This is a genomic window from Mycolicibacterium vulneris, from assembly GCF_002104765.1.
GTDB classification, from domain to species: Bacteria; Actinomycetota; Actinomycetes; order Mycobacteriales; family Mycobacteriaceae; genus Mycobacterium; species Mycobacterium vulneris.
Genome location: NZ_NCXM01000002.1, coordinates 148439 through 169525, shown reverse-complemented (window position 1 = coordinate 169525; position 21087 = coordinate 148439). Strand labels below are relative to the sequence as shown.

Sequence of the window (21087 nt, the reverse complement as noted above, 5' to 3'; positions counted from 1 at the left end):
GGTCAGGCGCTCAGTGCCAGCGCAGCAGCACCAGTTCGGAGCCGAAGCCGGGACCCATCGCGAGCATCAGCCCGGGGCTGCCGCTGGGCGGTGGTTTGGCGATGGTGTCGCGCAGGATGTGCAGCACCGACGCCGACGACAGGTTGGCGACTTCCCCGAGCGAGCGCCAGGTAAGTTCCTGCGCCTCCGGCGGCAGTTCCAGGCTGGTGGCGATCGCGTTGATCACCTTGGGGCCGCCGGGGTGCGTGGCCCAGGCGCCAACGTCGTCCTTGGTCAGCCGGTGTGCGGCGAGGAAGCTGTTCACGTCGTCGGCCAGGTAGCGCTCGATGACCTTGGGCAGTTCCGGGGACATCGCCAGCTGCATGCCGTCCGAGCCGATGTTCCAGCCCATGATGTGCAGCGATTCGGGGTACTGCCGGCTGCGCGAATCCAGGATGTCGGGACCGGCGGAATTCAGCTGCTCGGCACGACGGTCGCCCACGGCGACGACGGCCGCGGCGCCGTCGCCGAACATCGCCGTGCCGACCAGTCCCGACACGGTCGGCCTGACCGTAGGGAAGGTGAGCGAACACAGCTCGACCGACACCAGGGCGGCGACGCCGTCCGGCGCACCCCGCAGGTAGTCGTGCAACCGGCCCACACCCCCGGCCCCGGACGCGCAGCCCAGCCCGAACATCGGGATCCGGCGCACGTCCGGGCGCAGGCCCAGCCGGCCCACCAGCCGGGCGTCGAGGGACGGCACCGCGATGCCGGTGACGGTCGTGGTGGCGATCATGTCGATGTCTTGCGGTTGCAGCCCGGCCTCGTCGAGCGCGCCCAGCAGCGCGTCGCAGCCCAGCTCCAGGGCCTTGTCGATGAAGATCGCGTTGGTCGCGCTGAAGTCGGTGAGCTCGTGGTAGCGCTCGAGGGGCAGCACGAAGTGGCGGCTGTTGACCTTGGCGGCGGCGTGGAGCCGCCGGACAACCTCTTCGTGCTCCTTCAACGCCGGCAACTCGACGAGCTGGTCGGTAATTTCGCTCTGGCTATACCGATGTGGCGGCAACGCGCCGAAAACACCCGCGATGACGCTCATGCTCTAACCTCTTGCTTGCCAACCAGCAGAACCAATTTCCTTGAACACGAAAGTTTATGCGGTACGGTTCGGTCTTGCAAAAATTCAACGTATTGAACACATGTCGTATTAGATAGTCTCTGCGTTGGCGTAATCACGTCCGCCAGTGGGGAATTCATCATTCGGTGTCCACCTCGTCCGCCGAGCCGAGCGCCATCGCGATTAACGCATCGGGGCTCAACGCGTCGATTTCGTCGGCGCCGGCATTTGCATCGGAGACGGGCGTTTCCGGCGTGCCGGCGAGCAATAAAAGTTTTTCGAGCAATCCCGTTCTGCGAAGCTCGCGCACCGGAATTTTGCGCAGTGCCGACCAAATCTTTTCCTCGTCCGATTCCGCCGGCTCGTCATGGAGTAGTTGCCGGCGAAGGTGATCGGCCAGCGCGGCCGGCGTCGGGTAATCGAAGATCAGCGTTCGCGACAAAGCCAGGCCGGTATGGCTGGTGAGGCGGTTGCGCAGTTCGACTCCGGTCATCGAGTCGAAGCCGAGGTCGCCGAAAGCGCGGTCGGGGTCGATGGCGTGGCCGTCCGGATGGCCCGACACCGCCGCCGCGTGTTCGCAGACCAGCTCGACCAGCACGCGGTGCTGGTCGTCTGGCGCCAGTCCGAGCAGCCGGTGCGCCAGGTCGGGCGTTCGAGAAGCCGTCGCGGGCGGAGCCCCCGTTGCAGCGGCACCCTCGGCGCCCAGCCAAAACCTCTGCCGGACAAAGCCATACGTCGGCAACTCGACGCGTCGCGCGTTCAGCCCGACGAACACGCCCGTCCAGTTCAGGTCGAGGCCACGGGTGAACAATTGTCCGGCCGCGCCCAGCAGCGATTCCGCCTCGGGCCGATCCCTGGCCAGGCTGGGCACCGAGACGGCCCGCTCGGCACTCACCGATTGGTCGACCGCGGCCGTCAACGCCGCACCCGGACCCAGTTCCACGAAGATCCCGGCGCCGGCCGCCTCGGCGGCGCGCACGCCGTCGAAGAATCGGACCGGCCGGCCGACATGCTCCGCCCAGTACTGCGGCGACCCGTAGCCGGCGCCCGCCAGCCGACCGGTCACGTTGGACACCAACCCGATTCGCGGCTCCCCCACCTCAATGCCGGCCACCGCCGCGGAAAACTCCGCGACCATGGGCTGCATCAGCGGCGAATGAAACGCGTGCGATACCGCCAGCCGGTGCACCCGCCGGCCCTCGCGGGCCAGCCGGTCCGCCAGCGCGTCGACCGGCATCTGCGCGCCCGAAAGCACTACCGCGTCAGGGCCGTTGACCGCCGCGATGCTCACCCCGTCGTTCAGCAACCCGGCCACCTCGGCCTCGGCGGCGCCGACCGCCACCATCACCCCGCCGCCCGGCAGCCCGGCCATCAACCGTCCCCGCGCCGCCACCATGAGCGACGCGTCCGCGAGCGTCAGCACCCCGGCCACACACGCCGCGGTGATCTCGCCGACCGAGTGCCCCATCACCACATCCGGTGTCACACCCAAGGACTGCCACAACGCCGTCAGCGCGATGCCGATCACGAACAAAGCCGGCTGGGCAAACTCGGTGTTACGCAACAACTCCGGGTCGGAGCCCCACATCACCTCACGCAGCGGCACCCGCAGATGAGCGTCGACGGCAGCGGCGGCCTCGTCGAAGGCGCGGGCGAACACGTCCAACCGGTCATACAGCTGCCGCCCCATCCCCAACCACTGCGACCCCTGACCCGGGAACACAAACACCGTCTTGCCCAACGACCCCAAAGACCCAGCCCGGCCCACCGCCACGCCCGGTCGGGACTCCCCGGCCGCGAGGGCCGCCAAACCCGTTGCCAGCGCCCCACGATCGCCGCCCACCACCACCGCGCGGTGCTCGAAGACCGTCCGGGTGCTGACCAACGACCAGGCGATGTCGAGGGGGCTCAGATCGGCCCGGTCGGCCAGATAGGCCGACAACCGCCACGCCTGGTTGGCCAGCGCCTGTTCGGAGCGGCCCGACAGCACCCACGGCAGCACCTCGTCCGCATCCGCGGGCGATTCCGCCGGCCGTAATTCCGGCTGGGCGTGCGGCTGCTCGAACTGCTCGACGATGAGGTGCGCGTTGGTGCCGCCCATGCCGAACGAGGACACCCCGGCCCGGCGCGGGCGATCCACCGGCGGCCACGGCGTCAGCGCGGAGTTCACCTGCAGCCCAAGGTGATTGAACTCAGTTTCGGGCTCGGCGTAGTTGAGGCTGGGCGGGATCGCGGCATTTTCAATCGCCAGTACGGCCTTGAGCAGGCCCGCGACCCCCGCGGCGCCGCCGGTGTGGCCGATGTTGGTCTTGACCGATCCCACCCGCACCGGATCGTGGGCGCGCTCGGCGAAGATCTCCCCCAGCGCTTGCACTTCGATCGCGTCGCCGACCTTGGTCCCCGTGCCGTGCGCCTCGATGTAGTCGATGTCGCCGGCCGGCAGGCCGGCATCGGCGAGCGCGCGCCGGATCACGTCCGCTTCGCCGTGCGCCGAGGGCACGGTCTGGGCGGTCGCGCCGCGCCCGGCGTTGCCGACGGCGCCGCCGCGAATCACCGCGTGGATGCGGTCACCGTCGTCCAGCGCTGACGGCAAGGGCTTCAGCAGGACCAGTCCGCCGCCTTCACCGCGCACGTAGCCGTCGGCGCGCTGATCGAACGCATACGTGTGACCCGACACCGAAACCGCACCGAATTCGCGTTCCAGCATTCCGATTTCGTCGGCCAGGTTGAGGTGGACCCCGCCCGCGATGGCCAGCGCGGATCGGCCGGTGGCCACGCTTTCGCAGCCGAGGTACACCGCCACCAGAGAAGACGACTGGCCGGAGTCGACGGTCATGCTGGGCCCGTGCAGCCCGAAGGCGTACGAGATGCGGTTGGCGATCATCGCCCGGCTGATCCCGGTGAAGGTGTGGTGGTCCAGGTTGTCGGCGAGGTCGCGCAGCGTCAGTGCGGCGTAGTCGTCCGTCATCGCCCCGAGGAAGACCGAAACCGGTTCTCCCCGCAGTGTTTCCGGCACCAGGAAGGCGTCTTCGAGCAACTCCCAGGTCAGCTCCAGGGCAAGGCGTTGCCGTGGATCCATCGCGCTCGCTTCTCGCGGCGACAGGTTGAAGAAGTCGGCGTCGAATTCCGCGGCGTCCCCGGCGAATCGGGTGGCCTCACGCCCGTCGCGGATCAGGCGCCAGAACGCGCCGGGGCTCGCCGCGGCCGGGAACCTGCACGCCAGCCCGATGATCGCTACGTCTGTCGAGGCCAAGGTCAGGGGCCGACTTCGTCGTCGAGGATCGCGAACAGCTGGCTCTCGGTGGCGGTGGAGATGTCGTCGTCGAACGCGTCCTCGGTGTGCTCCAGCAGCGGGGCCGGTGCCGGGCCGGTTGCCGTGGTCAACAGGCCTTCGAGCCGGCTGACGAGCTGCGCCTTATCGCCGGGGCTCAGATCGGGCTGGTTGAGCAGCGCCTGCAGCTCCCGGGCGATGTCGTTGAAGCGGGCCATGCGATCGGGCGGTGTGGCGGCGCCGGGCATAGAGGCGCCGGGGGCGCTGCCGGCCAGCTGGGTGTCGAGATGTTCGGCGAGCGCGGCCGGCGTGGGCTGGTCGAAGATCAGCGTGGGCGAAAGGGTAAGCCCGGTAGCGATTTTCAGCCGGTTGCGCAGTTCCACGGCGGTCAGCGAATCGAACCCGAGGTCGCCGAACGCGTCGTCGGCGTTGACGTCCGCGGAGCTGTGGCCCAGTACCGTGGCCGCGTTGCTGCAGACCAATTCCACCAGTTCGCTGCGCCGCTGCTCTGCGGTCATGCCCTCGAGCCGCGCGCGCAGCCCCGTCAGGGACACCATGTCGGTGTGCTCCAGGATGCGGCGGGCCGGGCGGGTGGCCAACTGGCTCAGCAGCGGCGGCAGCGTGTCGCTGTGGTGCGCCAGCGCTGCCCGGTCCAGCCGGGTGCCCACTGCCATCGGGTGTTCGGTCAGCAACGCGGCATCCAACAGCTCCAGCGCCTGCCGAGTGGACAACGCGCTCAGCCCGGCCCGGCTCATCCTGGCCTTGTCACGCTCGCCGAGGTGCTGGGTCATCGTCGAGGTCTCTTCCCACATCCCCCAGGCCACCGAGAGTCCCGCTAGCCCGTGAGCTCGGCGGTGCGCCGCGAGCGCGTCGAGGAAGCTGTTGGCCGCCGCGTAGTTCCCCTGGCCCGGCGCACCCACGATGCCAGCCATCGACGAAAACGCCACGAACGCGGTCAGATCCAGCCCTTGGGTCAGCTCGTGCAGATGCCAGGCCCCATCGACCTTGGCCCGCAACACCGTGTCGATGCGCGCGGGCGTCAGTGACGCGATCACCGCGTCGTCGAGCACGCCCGCCGCGTGGAACACCGAGCGCAGCGGGTACTGTGCGGGCACCTGCGCCAGCAACGCCGCGAGCGCATCCCGGTCGCCGACATCGCAGGCCGCCACGGTCACCGATGCGCCCTTTTCGCGCAATTCGGCGGCCAGATCGCCCATGCCGTCGGCACGTTCACCGCTGCGACTGACCAGCAGCACGTGGGGTACCCGGTGCCGCTCGACGAGATGCCGCGCCATCGCCGAACCCGCCATGCCGGTGCCGCCGGTGATCAGTGCGGTGCCGCCGGCCAGGCCGGCGGGCCCGTCCGGCATGGTGAGCACGACCTTGCCGATGTGGCGAGCCTGGCTGACGAACCGGTAGGCGTCGGCGGCGCTGCGCGCGTCGAATGCCTTGACCGGCAACGGCACCAGGACCCCGCCCGCGAACAGCTCCATCAGTTCCGCCAACATCTCGGCGATGCGGTCGGGGCCGGCCTCCATCAGGTCGAACGCGCGATACGTCACCCCGGGATGGGCCGCCGCGACGGCTTCGGGGTCACGCAGATCGGTCTTGCCCATTTCGATGAAGCGGCCGCCGGGCCCCAACAGCCGCAGCGACGCGTCGTTGAACTCCCCCGCCAGGGAGTTGAGTACCACGTCTATGCCGCAGGGGAATTTCTGCTCGAACTCCAGGGTGCGGGAATCCGCGATGTGTGCCTCGTCGAATCCCATGGCGCGCAGGGTGTCCCACTTGCCGCGGCTGGCGGTCGCGAACACCTCCGCGCCCCAATGCCGGGCCAGCTGTACGGCGGCCATGCCCACGCCGCCGGTGGCGGCGTGCACCAGCACCCGCTGCCCGGCGCGCAGGCCGGCCAGCACCGACAGCCCGTAATAGGCCGTCAAGAAGACCACCGGCACGGCCGCGGCCTGCGTCATCGACCAGCCCCGCGGCACCCGGGTCACCAATCGGTGATCGACGGCGGCCTCGGAGCCGGCCAGCCCGAAGATCCCCAGGACCGAATCCCCGACGGCCAAATCCGCCACGCCGGCGCCGAGTTCGGTGACGATTCCGGCGCCCTCGGCGCCCAGCTGCGCGGCGCCCGGGTACATGCCCAGCGCCACCAGCACATCGCGGAAGTTCACCCCGGCGGCGGCGACGCTCACCCGCACCTGACCGGCCTCCAGCGCCGGCGGCGGGTACTCCTGCACCGCCAGGTCCTCGAGCGTCCCGGCATCGCCGGCGGCCAGCCGCCACACCGACGGCGGGGCGGGCAGCTGCAGCAGGGGTCGCTGGTCGGCCGGCTTCAGCCGGGCGCTGAAGGCCACGCCGTCGCGCACCACCAATTGCGGCTCGCCACAACCGATCACGGTTGCGACATCGAGCGTTCCGTCGGTATCGACCAGCACCACCCGGCCGGGGTGCTCGGCCTGCGCCGAACGCGTCAACCCCCACACCGCGGCACCGGCCAGGTCCGCGACGTCCTCGCCCGCCAGCCCCACCGCCCCGCGGGTCAGCACCACCAGGACCCCGGCCGCCTCACCCGTCAGCCAGGATTGCAACAGACCCAGGGCCTCGTGCGTGGCCCGGTAGACCGAGCTGACCGCGTCCGAGCCGGCGGCCGGCGACTCCCAGACGGTGATATCTGCGCCAATGCCGTTGCCGGACAACGAGGCCGGTGACCACACCACGTCGAGCAGCTCACCGCTACCCGAGCGGGCCGCCACGGCCGCGGTCAGCTGATCGGCCGACACGGCGCGCGTCACCAGCTCGCGCACCGACAGGACCGGCAGCCCGGAGGAGTCGGCCAGCTCGACCGACACGGCACCGGCGCCGACCGGCGCCAGCCTGACCCGGACCCGGGACGCGCCGGCCGCGTTCAGGCTCACTCCTTGCCACGAGAACGGCAAGACGGTCTCGATCCGCTCGTCGGCCGCGCCCAGCGCATGCAGCGCCGCATCCAGGACCACCGGATGGATGCCGAACCCACTGGTCGACACCCCGGCCTGTTGCGGAAGCTCCACCTCGGCGAAAGTCTCAGTCCCCCTTCGCCATACGGCCCGCAACCCCCGAAAGGTCGGCCCGTACCCGTAGCCGCGACCCGCCAGGTCGTCGTACGCGCCGGTCACGTCCACCGCGTCCGCACCCAGCGGCGGCCACACCGACAGGTCGGCGGCCGGGGCGGGCGCGCCGTCACTCAACACTCCCTCGGCGTGTTGCACCCAATCCGATTGTGCGGCACGCGAATACACCGCGATCGGGCGTGTTCCCGCATCGCCGGCCGCAGCCACCACGACCTGAACGTGCACCACCCCGGCCGCGGGCACCACCAGCGGCGCCGACAGCGTCAACTCCTCGATCACCGAGCAGCCGACCTCGTCGCCGGCCCGCAACGCCAACTCGACGAAGCCGGCTCCCGGAAACAGCACCGTGCCGGCCACCGCGTGGTCGGCCAGCCATGGTTGGGCGGCAAACGAAAGCCGGCCCGTCAACACCACACCGCCGGAATCCGGCCGGTCCACCACCGCGCCCAGCAGCGCGTGTCCGGCCTCTGCCAGACCCAGGCTGGCGATGTTGGCCGAACCCACCGAATCGCTGGACAGCCAAAATCGGCGCCGCACAAAGGCATACGTGGGCAGCTCGACACGGTGCGCGGTGGGGTCGGCGAACGCCGCGGCCCACCGCACGTCGGCGCCGGCCGTGAACAGCTGGGCCGCCGCCCGCAGCAGCGAGTCCGCTTCCGGGCGGCCCTTGGCCATGGTCACCACCGAGGTCGCCCGGTCGGTCGTCAGGGATTGCTCCACCGCGGACGACAGCGCCGCACCCGGACCCACCTCCACGAACACCCCGGCACCCAGCGATTCGGCCAGCTGCACACCGTCGACGAATCGCACCGGCTTGCGCACGTGGTCGACCCAGTACCCGACGGACCCGTAGTCGGGGCCGGCCAGTTGCCCGGTCAGGTTGGACACCAGGGCGATCCGCGGCTGACCCGCCGACATGTCCGCGGCCACCGTCGCGAACTCCCCTGTCATCGGCTCCATCAACGGCGAGTGAAACGCGTGCGAGACGGCCAGCCGGCGCACCCTCGCGCCGGCCGCGGCCAGCCGGTCCGCGACCGCCCCCACTGCGTCCTGCTCACCGGAGAGCACCAGCGATCGCGGGCCGTTGACCGCCGCGATGCTCACGGCACCGTTCAGCAGTCCAGCAACCTCGGCTTCGGTTGCGCTCACCGCGACCATCACGCCGCCGGCGGGCAGCCCGGCCATCAGCCGGCCGCGCGCCGCCACCAGCCGCGCCGCGTCGGGCAGTGACACCGCCCCGGCCACACACGCGGCGGCGATCTCGCCCACCGAATGGCCGATCACCACATCCGGTGTCACACCGAAGGATTGCCACAGCGCGGCCAACGCGATCTCTACGATGAACAACGCCGGCTGAGCGAACTCGGTGCTCTGCAACAACTCCGGGTCGGAGCCCCACATCACCTCGCGCAGCGGCAGCCGCGCGTGAGCGTCCACCGCCGCGACCGCCTCGTCGAAGGCCTGCTTGAACACGGGAAAACGGTCATACAGCTCGGCACCCATCCCGAGGGACTGCGAGCCCTGGCCGGGAAAGACGAACACTCGCTTGCCCGCCGACCGGGTCCGGCCGACCAGCGTGCTCGGGTCAGGCCGCCCTGACGCCAGCCCAGCCAACCCCGCCGTCAGGCCCTCACGGTCGGCGCCGACCAGCACCGCGCGGTGCTCGAAGGCAGCCCGGGTGGTCGCCAGCGACCACCCCACGTCCACCGCCCGCACACCCGCGTCGGCGTGCAGCCGGTCCAGCAGCCGTTGGGCCTGGCCGGCCAACGCCTCGGGCGACCGGGCCGAAATCACCCACGGGATCACCGGATTCGACGGCCCCGCAACCGATTCGGCTTCGCTGTCGAGTTGCGCGGGGGCCTGCTCGACGATCACGTGCGCGTTGGTGCCGCTGATCCCGAACGACGAGACGCCCGCCCGCCGTATCCCGCCGTGATCCGGCCACGGCTGCGGCTCGGTCAACAGCGACACCGCGCCGGCCGACCAATCCACATGCGGCGACGGGACATCCACGTGCAGCGTCTTGGGCATCACCCCGTGCCGGATCGCCTGCACCATCTTGATCACCCCGGCCACCCCCGCCGCGGCCGAGGTATGCCCGATGTTGGATTTGATCGACCCCAACCACAGCGGCCGGTCCGCGGGACGATCCTGCCCGTAGGTCGCCAGCAGCGCCTGGGCCTCGATGGGGTCCCCGAGCACTGTCCCGGTCCCGTGACCCTCGACCACATCCACGTCCGCGGCCGTCAGCCCGGCGTTCGCCAGCGCCGCCCGGATCACCCGCTGCTGCGACGGCCCATTGGGCGCGGTCAACCCGTTCGACGCGCCATCCTGATTGACCGCCGTGCCGCGCAGCACCGCCAGCACGGGATGCCCCAGGCGCCGCGCATCGGCCAACCGCTCCAGCACCAGGACGCCCGCGCCCTCCGACCACGAAGTCCCGTCCGCCGCACCGGCGTACACCTTGCAGCGACCATCGGGGGCAAGCGCGCGCTGACGGCTGAACTCGACGAAGGCCGCGGGGGTGGCCATCACGGTCACCCCGCCGGCCAGCGCCAGATCGCATTCTCCCGACCGCAGCGACTGCGCGGCCAGATGCATGGAGACCAGCGATGACGAACACGCGGTGTCCACCGACACCGCGGGGCCTTCCAAGCCCAACACGTAGGACACCCGGCCCGAGGTCACGCTCAGCGTCGAGCCGGTGAGCCCGTAGCCCTCCAGCTCGCCTTTCACCTCGCCGCCATAGCCGGCGTGGATCACCCCGGCGAATACACCGGTCGCCGAGCCGCGCAGCGCGAAGGGGTCGATGCCGGCCCGCTCCAACGCTTCCCAGGAGATCTCCAGCATCATCCGTTGCTGGGGGTCCATGGCCAGCGCCTCGCTGGGCCCGATGCCGAAGAATCCGGCGTCGAAGTCTCCCGCGTCCTGCAGGAAGCTGCCCTGCCGGGTGTACATCTTTCCCTTGGTGTCGGGGTCGGGGTCGTACAACCCCTCGACGTCCCAGCCGCGGTCGGCCGGGAAGTCCGACACCGTGTCGCGGCCCTCGATCACGAGTTGCCACAGGTCTTCTGGCGATTCGACGCCACCGGCGTAGCGACACGCCATGCCCACCACGGCGACCGGCTCGGAGAGTTGGCCCTCCAGTTCCGCGACGCGCCGCCGGGTCCGCCTGAGGTCCGCCGTGAGGCGTTTCAGGTAGTCGACGTGCTGCGTGGTGCCCGGCATCGTTGCTCCTTGTGGGGTGTCAGCGGCCGAGTTCTTCATCGAGAATCGCAAAGAGTTGGCTTTCGGTGGCGGCGGCGAGGTCGTCGTCGAGCTGTGCGGAATCGGAAGGTTCGCTTGCCGGGAGCGCGGCGAGCAGGCTGTGTATGCGGGCCCGCAGCACCGATTTGTCGTCGGCGTTCCAGTTGGGTGCGCCGAGCAGCGCCTGCAGTTCGCGGGTGACGTCGTTGAAGCGACCCATCAGGTTCGGCTGGTCGTCGCCTCCGGCGGTGCCGGCCAGTTGGGTGTCCAGGTGCGCGGCCAGCGCGGTGGGCGTCGGATAGTCGAAGATCAGCGTCGGTGAAAGGGTAAGGCCCGTCGCGTTTTTGAGCCGGTTGCGCAGTTCGACGGCGGTCAGCGAATCGAAGCCGAGCTCTTGGAAGGCGCGGCCGGCGTCGATGTCGGCCGGATTGGGCACGCCCAGCACCATCGCCGCGTTGCCGCACACCAGGTCGACAAGTTCGCGCTGTCGCGCCTCCGGAGTCAGCCCGTGCAGGCGCGCCGAAAGGCCGGTCGTCGACGCGGCGACGTCCGTGTCGTCGATGACGCGCCGGGTCGGGCCTGCCACCAGTTCGCGCAACAGCGGAGGCAGCGCGGCGATGTTGTCGGACAGGGCCGCCCGGTCCACCCGCGCGGCCACCAGCACTGAAGCGTCGACCAGCATCGCGGCGTCGAACGCCGCCAGCGCCTGTTCGGTGGACAGCGGCGCCAGCCCGATCCTGCTCATCCGGGCCTTGTCGCGATCCCCGAGGTGCGCCGTCATCGCCGAGGCCTGCTCCCACAGGCCCCAGGCCAGCGACAGACCGGGCAGTCCGTGGGCGCGCCGATAGGCAGCCAACCCGTCGAGGAAACTGTTGGCCGCCGCGTAGTTGGCTTGACCCGGGGTGCCCACGATCCCCGCCATCGACGAAAACACCACGAACGCAGAGAGATTCAGGTGCCGGGTGAGCTCGTGCAGGTTCCAGGCCCCGTCGACCTTGGCGCGCAGGACCGCATCCACCCGATCCGGGGTCAGCGACGAGATCAGCCCGTCGTCGAGAATGCCGGCGGCGTGCACGATTCCGCGCAGCGGGTACTGCGCCGGTATCTGGGCCAGCATCGCCGATGCCGCGTCGGGGTCGGCGACATCGCAGGCCACCACCGACACTTGCGCGCCGGCCTGCTGCAGCCCGGCCACCAGTTCGGCGACCCCGGCGGCCCGGGCGCCGGTCCGGCTGACCAGCACCAGGTTCGCCACCCGGTAACGGTCGACGAGGTGGCGGGCCAGCGCCGAACCGGCCATCCCGGTGCCACCGGTGATCACCACGCTGGCGCCCGCCAGGCCCCCAGTGCAGCCGCTGAGCACCTCACCGGGCCCCGACGGGACGGTGAGCGCGACCTTGCCGATGTGGCGCGCCTGGCTGACGTAGCGATAGGCCGCCGAGGCGCAGCGGACGTCAAAGGTCTTCAGCGGCAACGGTTTCAAGACGCCTTCGGCCAACAGTCCCACGATCTCGGCCAGCATGGCCCCGGTGCGGTCGGGGCCGGCCTCCATCAGGTCGAACGCCCGATAATCCGCACCCCGATACTCGTCGGCGATGACGTGCGGATCGCGCACATCGGTCTTGCCCATCTCGATGAATCGTCCGCCGGGAGCCAACAGCCGCAACGACGCGTCGGTGAACTCACCGGCCAGCGAGTTGAGCACGACGTCGAACCCGGCACCATTGGTAGCAACCGAGAATTTCGCTTCGAACTCCGTCGTGCGCGAATCACCGATGTGGTCGTTGTCGAATCCCATCGCGCGCAAGGTGTCCCACTTACCGCGGCTGGCGGTGACGAACACCTCGGCGCCCCAGTGCCGGGCCAGCTGCACCGCGGCCATGCCCACCCCGCCGGTGGCGGTGTGCACCAAGACCCGCTCGCCGGCGCGCAGCCCGCCCAGCACCGACAGCCCGTACAGCGCCGTCAGGAACACCACCGGCACGCCCGCGGCCGCCACCAACGACAAGCCCGCCGGCACCGGTGTCACCACTCGGTGATCCACCACGGCCTCGGAACCGACGACACCGAGCAGCCCCATCACCGCGTCACCGACGGCCAGCCCGGTCACGTCGGGTCCCACCTCGACGACCACGCCGGAGCCCTCGGCGCCCAGCTGCCCGCCGCCGGGATACATCCCCAGGGCCACCAGGACATCGCGGAAGTTGACACCGATGGCGGCCACCGCCACCCGCACCTGCCCGCCGGTCAATTCGGTTGGTGGGCAAGGACTCACGACCAGGTCCTCCAGCGTGCCCTCGCCACCGGCATCCAACCGCCAGCCGGCGGGAGGCAGCGCGACGGCGGAGCCCGTGCGCACCGGCCGCAGCCGCGCCGCGTACGCCACGCCCTGGCGCACCACCACCTGCGGCTCGCCGCAGTCGATCACCGCGCCGGCGTCGACGGAGCCATCGGAGTCGATCAGCACCATCCGGCCCGGGTGCTCGGCCTGCGCCGAGCGCACCAGGCCCCATACCGCCGCACCGGCCAGGTCCGAAACGTCTTCGCCGGCAAGGGCGACGGCCCCGCGGGTCTGCACGGCCAGCACCCCGGCGTTTTCGTCGGGCAACCACGATTGCAACGTCGCCAGAATCTCGGCGGCCGCGGCGTGCACGGCCTTCACCACGTCGCCGCCGTGATCGCCCAGCTCCCACAGCGTGGCCTCGGCACCGCCCTCGCCGGCGCCCAGTGCGATCGGCGACCACGTCACGTCGAGCAATCCCTCGGAGCGCTGCGCGGGAGCCGCCGACAACTGCTCGGCCGAGACCGGGCGCATGGCCAAGGATCGCACCGAGAGCACCGGAAGTCCGGCTCCGTCAGCCAGTTCCACGGACACCGATCCGGGGCCGGCCGGCGCGATCCGGACCCTCGCCCGCGACGCGCCCGAGGCGTGCAGCGACACACCCTGCCACGAGAACGGCAACACGGTCTGGTCCTGCTCGGCGGCGACGCCGATCGCGTGCAGCGCCGCATCCAGGAGCACGGGATGCACTCCGAAGCCACCATCCTGCGTTCCGGTGTCGTCGGGCACGACGATCTCGGCGAAGAGCTCGTCCCCGCGCTGCCACATGGCCCGCAGACCCCGGAAGGCGCCGCCGTAGTCGTAGCCCCGCTGCGCCAGCCGGGCGTAAGCGCCGGTGACGTCCACCGCGCTCGCCCCGGCGGGCGGCCAGATCGAGAAGTCCGCGGCCGGTGTCACCGTGCCCGGCCGCAGCAACCCCTCGGCATGCAACACCCACTCCGAATCCGGTTCGTCGCCAGCGGAATACACCGACAAGCGCCGCAACCCCGACTGGTCGGGCGCGCCGACCACCAGCTGTACCTGCACGCCCCCGGCCGGGGGCAGCAGCAACGGAGCCGACAAGGTCAGCTCGTCGAGCACCGCAGCGCCGACCTCGTCGCCGGCGCGGATGGCCAACTCGACGAACCCGGCCCCGGGGAACAGCACCGTCTCGCCCACCGTGTGATCGGCCAGCCACGGGTGGGCCGCGGTCGACAACCGGCCCGTCAGCACCACACCGCCGGAATCGGGCCGCGGCACCACCGCACCGAGCAACCCGTGCTCGGCGGCGGCCAGGCCCAGGGTGGCGACGTCTTGCGACCCCGTCGACCCGCCCGGAAGCCAAAAGTGTTGCCGGACAAACCCGTACGTCGGCAGGTCGACGGCCCGGCCACCCAGGCCGGCCATCGCGGCGCGCCAGTCGACGGCCACGCCCGCCACGTGGGCCTGGGCGGCCGATAGCCAGAAGCGGTCCAGGCCGCCGTCCTCGCGGCCCAGCGACGGGATGACGCACGCCCGCTCGCTGTCGGGCATCGTTTCTTCGATGGCGGCCATCAGCACGGGATGCGGGCTGGATTCGATGAACGCGTGATAGCCCGCGTCGCACGCGCCGCGCACCGCCCGCTCGAATTGCACGGTGTGCCGGATGCTTTGGAACCAGTAGTCGGCGTTCAGCCCCGCGGTGTCCATCAGCTCACCGGTGACAGTGGAGAAGAAGGCGACCGCCGACGACCGGGGCGCCAGGTCGTGCAGCGCGTCGGCGAGGGACTCGCGAATCACGTCCACCTGTGCCGAATGCGATGCGTAGTCGACGTCGATCCTGCGGGCGCGGATGTTGTCGGCTTCGGACCGTTGCATCAGCTCGGCCAGGGCGTCCACCTCGCCGGAGACCACCACCGCCGCAACACCGTTGACGGTGGCGATATTCAGCCGCTCACCCCAGCCGGCGATCAGCTGCTCGGCGCGCGGCAGACTGCACGCCAACGAGACCATGCCGCCCCGGCCCGACAACTGGACCAGCAGCCGGCTGCGCAGCGCGACCACCCGGGCGGCGTCTTCCAGCGACAGCGCCCCCGCCACATAGGCCGCCGCGATCTCGCCCTGCGAATGGCCGATCACCGCATCGGGCGACACGCCCACCGACCGCCACAGTTCGGCCAGCGACACCATCACCGCCCACAGCGCCGGCTGCACCACGTCCACCCGGTCCAGCCCGGGTGCGCCCGGGCCGCCGCGGATCACGTCGATCAGCGACCAGTCGACGTATTCGGCGAGCGCCTTGTCGCAGCGCTGCAGGTGCTCGGCGAATACCCTCGAGCTGTCCAGCAATTGGGCGCCCATGCCGACCCATTGCGAGCCCTGGCCGGGGAACACGAACACCGTCTTGGCCACCGGCTGCGCGCGGCCGACCACCAGGCCCGCGCCCTGCTCGCCGGCCGCCAGCGCCGTCAGTCCGCGCAGCAACTGCGCGCCGTCGGCGCCCACGATCACCGCGCGGTGATCGAAGCGCGACCGCGTCGCGATCAGCGACCAGCCCACGTCCAGCACCCGCACACCGGGATCGGCCTTCACCCGGGCCAGTAGCCGCGCTGCCTGGTTGGCCAGCGCCTCACCCGAGCGGGCCGAGAGCACCCACGGCACCACCACGTCATCGCCTGGGCGGGTGGCGGTTTCGGGTTCGGGTTCGTATTGCTCCACGATGACGTGCGCGTTGGTGCCACTGATGCCGAAGGACGAGACTCCCGCGCGGCGCGGCCGGTCCACCGCCGGCCAGGGCCGCTGCTCCGTCAGCAGCGACACCGCCCCGGCGGTCCAATCCACATGCGGCGTCGGCTCATCCACGTGCAGCGTCTTGGGCATCACCCCGTGGCGAATCGCCTGCACCATCTTGATCACTCCGCCGGCGCCCGCGGCGGCCGAGGTGTGACCCATGTTCGATTTGATCGAGCCCAGCCACAGCGGCTGATCCGCGGGCCGGTCCTGCCCGTAGGTCGCCAGAACCGCTTGCGCCTCAATGGGATCCCCGAGCGTGGTGCCCGTGCCGTGGCCCTCGACCAGATCGACGTCGGCCGTGCCCAGCCGCGCGTTGGCCAGGGCCGCCTTGATCACCCGTTGCTGCGACGGACCGTTGGGAGTCGCCAGGCCGTTGGAGGCGCCGTCCTGATTCACCGCGGACCCGCGGAACACCGCGAGCACCGGATGTCCGTGCCGCCGGGCATCGGCCAGCCGTTCCAGCACCAGCACGCCGACGCCTTCGGAGAACCCGGTGCCGTCGGCGGCACCCGCGTACGCCTTGCACCGGCCGTCGGCGGCCAGCGCCCGCTGCCGGCTGAACTCGATGAACATCGCCGGTGTGGCCATCACGGTCACGCCGCCCGCCAGCGCCAGATCGCACTCACCGGAACGCAACGACTGCGCCGCCAGGTGCAGCGCCACCAGCGACGACGAACACGCCGTGTCCACCGAGACGGCCGGGCCCTCGAAGCCCAGCGAATAGGCCACCCGGCCTGAGGCGACGCTGAGCGTCGAACCGCGCAGACCGTATCGCTCCAGGTGTCCCGGCACCCGTCCCTGACCCCCGTAGGAGCCGTGGAATATCCCGGCGAACACACCGGTCGCCGAGCCGCGCAGGGTGGCGGGGTCAATCCCGGCCCGCTCCAACGCCTCCCAAGACACCTCGAGCAGCAGGCGCTGTTGCGGGTCCATGGCCAGCGCCTCGCTGGGGGCGATCCCGAAGAACGCGGCGTCGAAATCGCCGACATCCGAGAGGAACCCGCCGCACCGCGCGTACGACTTGCCCACGGCGTCGGGATCCGCGTCGAACAGACCGGTCAGGTTCCAGCCGCGGTCCGCGGGGAACTCCGAGACCACATCGCGGCCCTCGACCACCATCTGCCACAGAGCCTCTGGTGAATTCACGCCGCCCGGGTACCGGCAGGCCATGCCGACCACCGCCACCGGTTCGGTCGCTCGTTCTGCTATCAAAGCCAGGTACTGGCGGTTCTCGCGCTTGAGCCGCTCGTTGTCTTTCAGCGACTGGCGAAGAGCCTTGATCAGCTCTTCGGTGTTGCCGTTCATCGAAGGCGGCCTCTCGTGTCACTCACAGCGATACCTCCGCGGCGGGTCCCCCACGCCAACCGGGGTCCCACCGCCACACACTCTTTTCAACGCCCAAAAAGCCGACGCCTTACGGTAGGAACGGGAGCGCGCGGGCGAGGATCAGTGCCAACGCAACAACACCAGTTCGGAACAGAATCCTGGACCCATCGCGAGCATCAGACCGGGGCTTCCGCTCGGCGGCGGCTTGGCCATGGTGTCGCGCAGCACGTGCAGCACCGACGCCGACGAGAGGTTGCCGATCTCGCCGAGTGAACGCCAGGTGAGCTCGAGGGCCTCGGGCGGCAGGCTGAGCGCAGCGTTGATGGCCTCGATGACCTTGGGGCCGCCGGGGTGGCTCACGTATGCGCCGATGTCCGCCGTCGTCAGGCCGTGCGCCCCCAGGAACTCTGTGACATCCGCTGCGATGTACTGCTCGACGACGGCCGCGACGTCCTTGGACAGCACCAGCTCGAAGCCGGTGGCGCCGACGTCGAAGCCCATGGTGCGCAGCGAATCGGGGTACAGGTGGCTGCGCGAGTCGATGATGGTGGGCCCGCCGGCGGCCAGTTGTTCGGCGCGCCGCTCGCCGACGGCCACCACCGCCGCTGCCCCGTCCGCGAACAGGGCGCTGCCGACCATACCGGCCAGCGACGGCTTGTATCCGGGATAGGTCAGCGAGCACAGTTCGACGGAGAGCAGGGCGGCCACCGCGTCCGGTGCGCCGCGCAGGTAGTCGTTCACGCGGGCCATTCCCGCGGCGCCGGCCACGCAGCCGAGGCCGAACATCGGCACCCGTCGCACGTCGTCGCGCAGGCCGAGTTGCGCGGCGATCCGGGCGTCCACGGACGGCACGGTGAGGCCGGTGACGGTGGTGGTGATGAGCACGTCGACGTCCCGGGGCTGCAGTCCCGCCTCGTCGAGCGCGCCGGACAGCGCGTCGCAGCCCAGCTTCACGGCGTGTTCGGTGAAGACCCGGTTCGCGATGCCGAAGTCGGTCAGCGCGGGGTATTGCTCCATCGGCAGCACCAGGTGACGGCTGCCGACTTTGGAGCTGGCATGCAGCTGCCGGACGATGTCCTCGTAGCCCTCGAACTCCGGGATGTTGACGAAGAAGTCGGTGAGCTCGCGCTGGGAGTATCGGTGCGGCGGTAGCGCACCGAAGACGCCGGCGACGACGCTCATTGTTCTCCCACCCCTTGGTGACGAGGACCCGGCCCGAAACGTTCAAGCGGATCGCTTTGAGCCCGAAGTCTAGTCTGCCCGCCACGGCCCGTCAGGGAAACCAACCTCATCTCAATCGTCGCCGCGCAGCTGGCTTTTGAGGGCATCGACGCTGGCCAGGACGGTTTCGATCTGCTCGGCGACCCGCGCCGGCGCGGTGCCCCCCCGCGCATCGCGCGACGCCACCGAGCCCTCGATCGTCAAAACCTCACGCACCTGAGGCGTGAGATCGGGGCTGATGGCGGCCAATTCGTCGTCGGTCAGCTCGTCGAGCCCGACCGCCCGCTGTTCGGCGGCGCGCACCGCGGCGCCGGCGGCCTCGTGCGCGGACCGGAACGGCACCCCCTGGCGCACAAGCCATTCGGCGATGTCGGTGGCCAAGGTGTAGCCGGCCGGGGCCAGGGCGGCCATTCGCTCGACGTCGAAGGTCAGGCTGCCCATGAGCCCGGCCATCGCGGGCAGCACCAGCTCCAGCTGGGCCACCGAATCGAACACCGGTTCCTTGTCTTCCTGCAGGTCACGGTTGTAGGCGAGCGGCTGGGCCTTCAGCGTGGCCAGCAGGCCGGTCAGGTTCCCGATCAGCCGGCCGGACTTGCCGCGCGCCAGCTCGGCGATGTCGGGGTTCTTCTTCTGCGGCATGATCGAGCTGCCGGTCGACCAAGAATCGTGCAGGGTGGCGTAGCCGAATTCCGTCGAGCTCCACAGGATGACGTCCTCGGCCAGCCGGGACAGGTCGACCCCGATCATGGCGAACACGAAGGCGGCCTCCGCCGCGAAATCGCGGGACGCGGTCGCGTCGATGGAGTTGTCGGCCGCGGCGGCGAAACCGAGCTCCGCGGCGATCGCATCGGGATCCAGGCCCAGCGACGAGCCGGCCAGCGCGCCCGACCCGTACGGGGACACTCCGGCGCGCCGGTCGAAATCGACGATCCGGTCGACGTCGCGCAGCAGCGGGTGGGCGTGCGCCAGCAGGTGATGGGCCAGCAGCACCGGCTGCGCGGACTGCAGATGGGTCTTGCCCGGCATGATGGCGCTCGGGTGGGCGGCGGCCTGGGCGGCCAGCGCGCCGACGACCTCGAGCGCCCCGGCGGCGACCCGGCGCACCGCGTCGCGCAGCCACATCCGGAACAGGGTGGCCACCTGGTCGTTGCGCGACCGACCGGCCCGCAGCCGGCCGCCCAGGTCGGGCCCGACCCGGTCGATCAGCCCGCGTTCCAGCGCCCCGTGCACGTCCTCATCGGTGACCAGGGGCGCGAAGCTGCCGTCGGCGACGTCCTCGGCGAGCTGATCCAAACCGGCCAGCAGCCCGTCGCGCTGCTCCTCGTTCAGCAGCCCGGCCCGGAACAGGATCACGGTGTGGGCCCGCGAGGCGACGATGTCGTAGGGGGCCAGCACCCAGTCGAAGTGGGTGGACTTGCTCAGGGCGGCCAGCGCATCCGACGGGCCGTCGGCGAACCGCCCGCCCCACAAGGACCCCTCGCGAGTGCTCACGCTTGGGCCGGGCCCTTGTCGTCGAAGGCCCGGTCCCGGCGGGACGCGATCTTCGACGAGAGCCCGTGCACGTAGACGAAACCCTTGGCGGCGGACTGGTCGAAGCTGTCGCCCTCGTCGTAGGTGGCCAGGTTGAAGTCGTACAGGGATTCCGCGCTGCGCCGCCCGTTGACCGCAATGTGGCCGCCGTGCAACACCATTCGCACTTCGCCCGTCACGTGCTCCTGGGTTTTGGTGACGAAGCTTTCCAGTGCGTCCTTGAGCGGCGAGTACCACAGCCCGTCGTAAACCAGCTCGGCCCAACGCTGGTCGGTGTGCCGCTTGAACCGGCCCAGCTCGCGCTCCAGCGTGACGTGTTCGAGCTCGGTGTGCGCGGTGATGAGCACCATGGCGCCGGGCGCCTCGTAGATCTCGCGGCTCTTGATGCCCACCAGCCGGTCCTCGACGACGTCGAGGCGGCCGACGCCCTGGGCGCCGGCGCGGGTGTTGAGTTCCTCGATGGCCTGCAGCACAGACACCCGCTTGCCGTCGATCGTCACCGGCACGCCGCGCTCGAACCCGACGATCACCTCGTCGGGCGTGCTCCAGTTCAGCGTGGGGTCCTCGGTGTAGGCGTACACGTCCTTGGTGGGGGCGTTCCAAAGATGTTCCAGGAAGCCAGTTTCCACCGCGCGGCCCCACACGTTCTGGTCGATGGAGAACGGCGAGCGCTTGGTCACGTTGATCGGGATGGCGTTTTCTTCGGCGAACGCGATCGCCTTCTCCCGCGTCCAGGCGTAATCGCGGACCGGCGCCAGCACCTCGAGATCGGGTGCCAGCGAACCGAATCCGACCTCGAACCGGACCTGGTCGTTGCCCTTGCCGGTGCAGCCGTGCGCGACGATGCTGCCGCCGTGCTCGCGGGCCGCCGCCACCAGGTGCTTGACGATCAGCGGCCGGCTGATCGCCGACACCAGCGGGTAGCGATCCATGTAGAGGGCATTGGACAGGATGGTGGGCAGGCAGTAGCCGTCGGCGAACTCGTCGCGGGCGTCGACGACGACGGCTTCCACCGCGCCGCAGTCCAGGGCGCGCTGGCGGATGACCTCCATGTCTTCGCCGCCCTGGCCGAGGTCGATCGCCACCGCTACGACCTCACGGCCGGTCTCCTTGCCGATCCAGCTGATGGCCACCGAGGTGTCCAGACCGCCGGAATATGCCAGGATGACGCGTTCTGACATGAACCAATCTC

7 protein-coding genes are annotated in these 21087 nt (G+C 70.4%); all 7 read right to left on the bottom strand.

The genetic code is table 11. From position 1 onward, the window contains the following. Nucleotides 1-10 precede the first annotated feature (10 nt). The gene (locus B8W69_RS02655; RefSeq protein WP_085288447.1) at nt 11-1072 is read right to left on the bottom strand and encodes a type III polyketide synthase; all 1062 of its coding nucleotides are present in this window, start codon (nt 1070-1072) and stop codon (nt 11-13) included. A gap of 157 nt (nt 1073-1229) precedes the next feature. Further along, nucleotides 1230-4343 carry a type I polyketide synthase gene (locus B8W69_RS02650; protein ID WP_085288446.1) on the bottom strand — a complete coding sequence of 1038 codons (3114 nt, stop codon included), beginning with the start codon at nt 4341-4343 and terminating at the stop codon, nt 1230-1232. Between the two features lie 2 nt (nt 4344-4345). Beyond that, complete coding sequence (locus tag B8W69_RS02645; RefSeq protein WP_181447320.1) at nt 4346-10708, bottom strand: type I polyketide synthase; 6363 nt, start codon at nt 10706-10708, stop codon at nt 4346-4348. A 19-nt stretch (nt 10709-10727) separates the two neighbouring features. Next, nucleotides 10728-17123, bottom strand: coding sequence for a type I polyketide synthase (locus tag B8W69_RS02640; RefSeq protein WP_085288444.1), 6396 nt, complete (start codon nt 17121-17123; stop codon nt 10728-10730). A gap of 141 nt (nt 17124-17264) precedes the next feature. Continuing rightward, on the bottom strand, nt 17265-18326 hold the full coding sequence (locus tag B8W69_RS02635; protein WP_085288443.1) for a type III polyketide synthase: 1062 nt from the start codon (nt 18324-18326) through the stop codon (nt 17265-17267). A gap of 111 nt (nt 18327-18437) precedes the next feature. After that, complete coding sequence (gene argH, locus B8W69_RS02630; RefSeq protein ID WP_085288442.1) at nt 18438-19856, bottom strand: argininosuccinate lyase; 1419 nt, start codon at nt 19854-19856, stop codon at nt 18438-18440. Continuing rightward, nucleotides 19853-21076: an argininosuccinate synthase gene (locus tag B8W69_RS02625; protein ID WP_085288441.1), complete on the bottom strand. Its 1224-nt coding sequence runs from the start codon at nt 21074-21076 to the stop codon at nt 19853-19855. Before B8W69_RS02625 ends, argH begins: the two co-directional genes overlap by 4 nt. Between the last annotated feature and the right edge of the window lie 11 nt (nt 21077-21087).

Bases quoted from the DNA above. Each gene is read 5' to 3' on its own strand.
- B8W69_RS02655 (WP_085288447.1), bottom strand. From the start codon at position 1,072: ATGAGCGTCATCGCGGGTGTTTTCGGCGCGTTGCCGCCACATCGGTAT.
- B8W69_RS02645 (WP_181447320.1), bottom strand. From the start codon at position 10,708: ATGCCGGGCACCACGCAGCACGTCGACTACCTGAAACGCCTCACGGCG.
- B8W69_RS02640 (WP_085288444.1), bottom strand. From the start codon at position 17,123: ATGAACGGCAACACCGAAGAGCTGATCAAGGCTCTTCGCCAGTCGCTG.
- B8W69_RS02635 (WP_085288443.1), bottom strand. From the start codon at position 18,326: ATGAGCGTCGTCGCCGGCGTCTTCGGTGCGCTACCGCCGCACCGATAC.
- B8W69_RS02625 (WP_085288441.1), bottom strand. From the start codon at position 21,076: ATGTCAGAACGCGTCATCCTGGCATATTCCGGCGGTCTGGACACCTCG.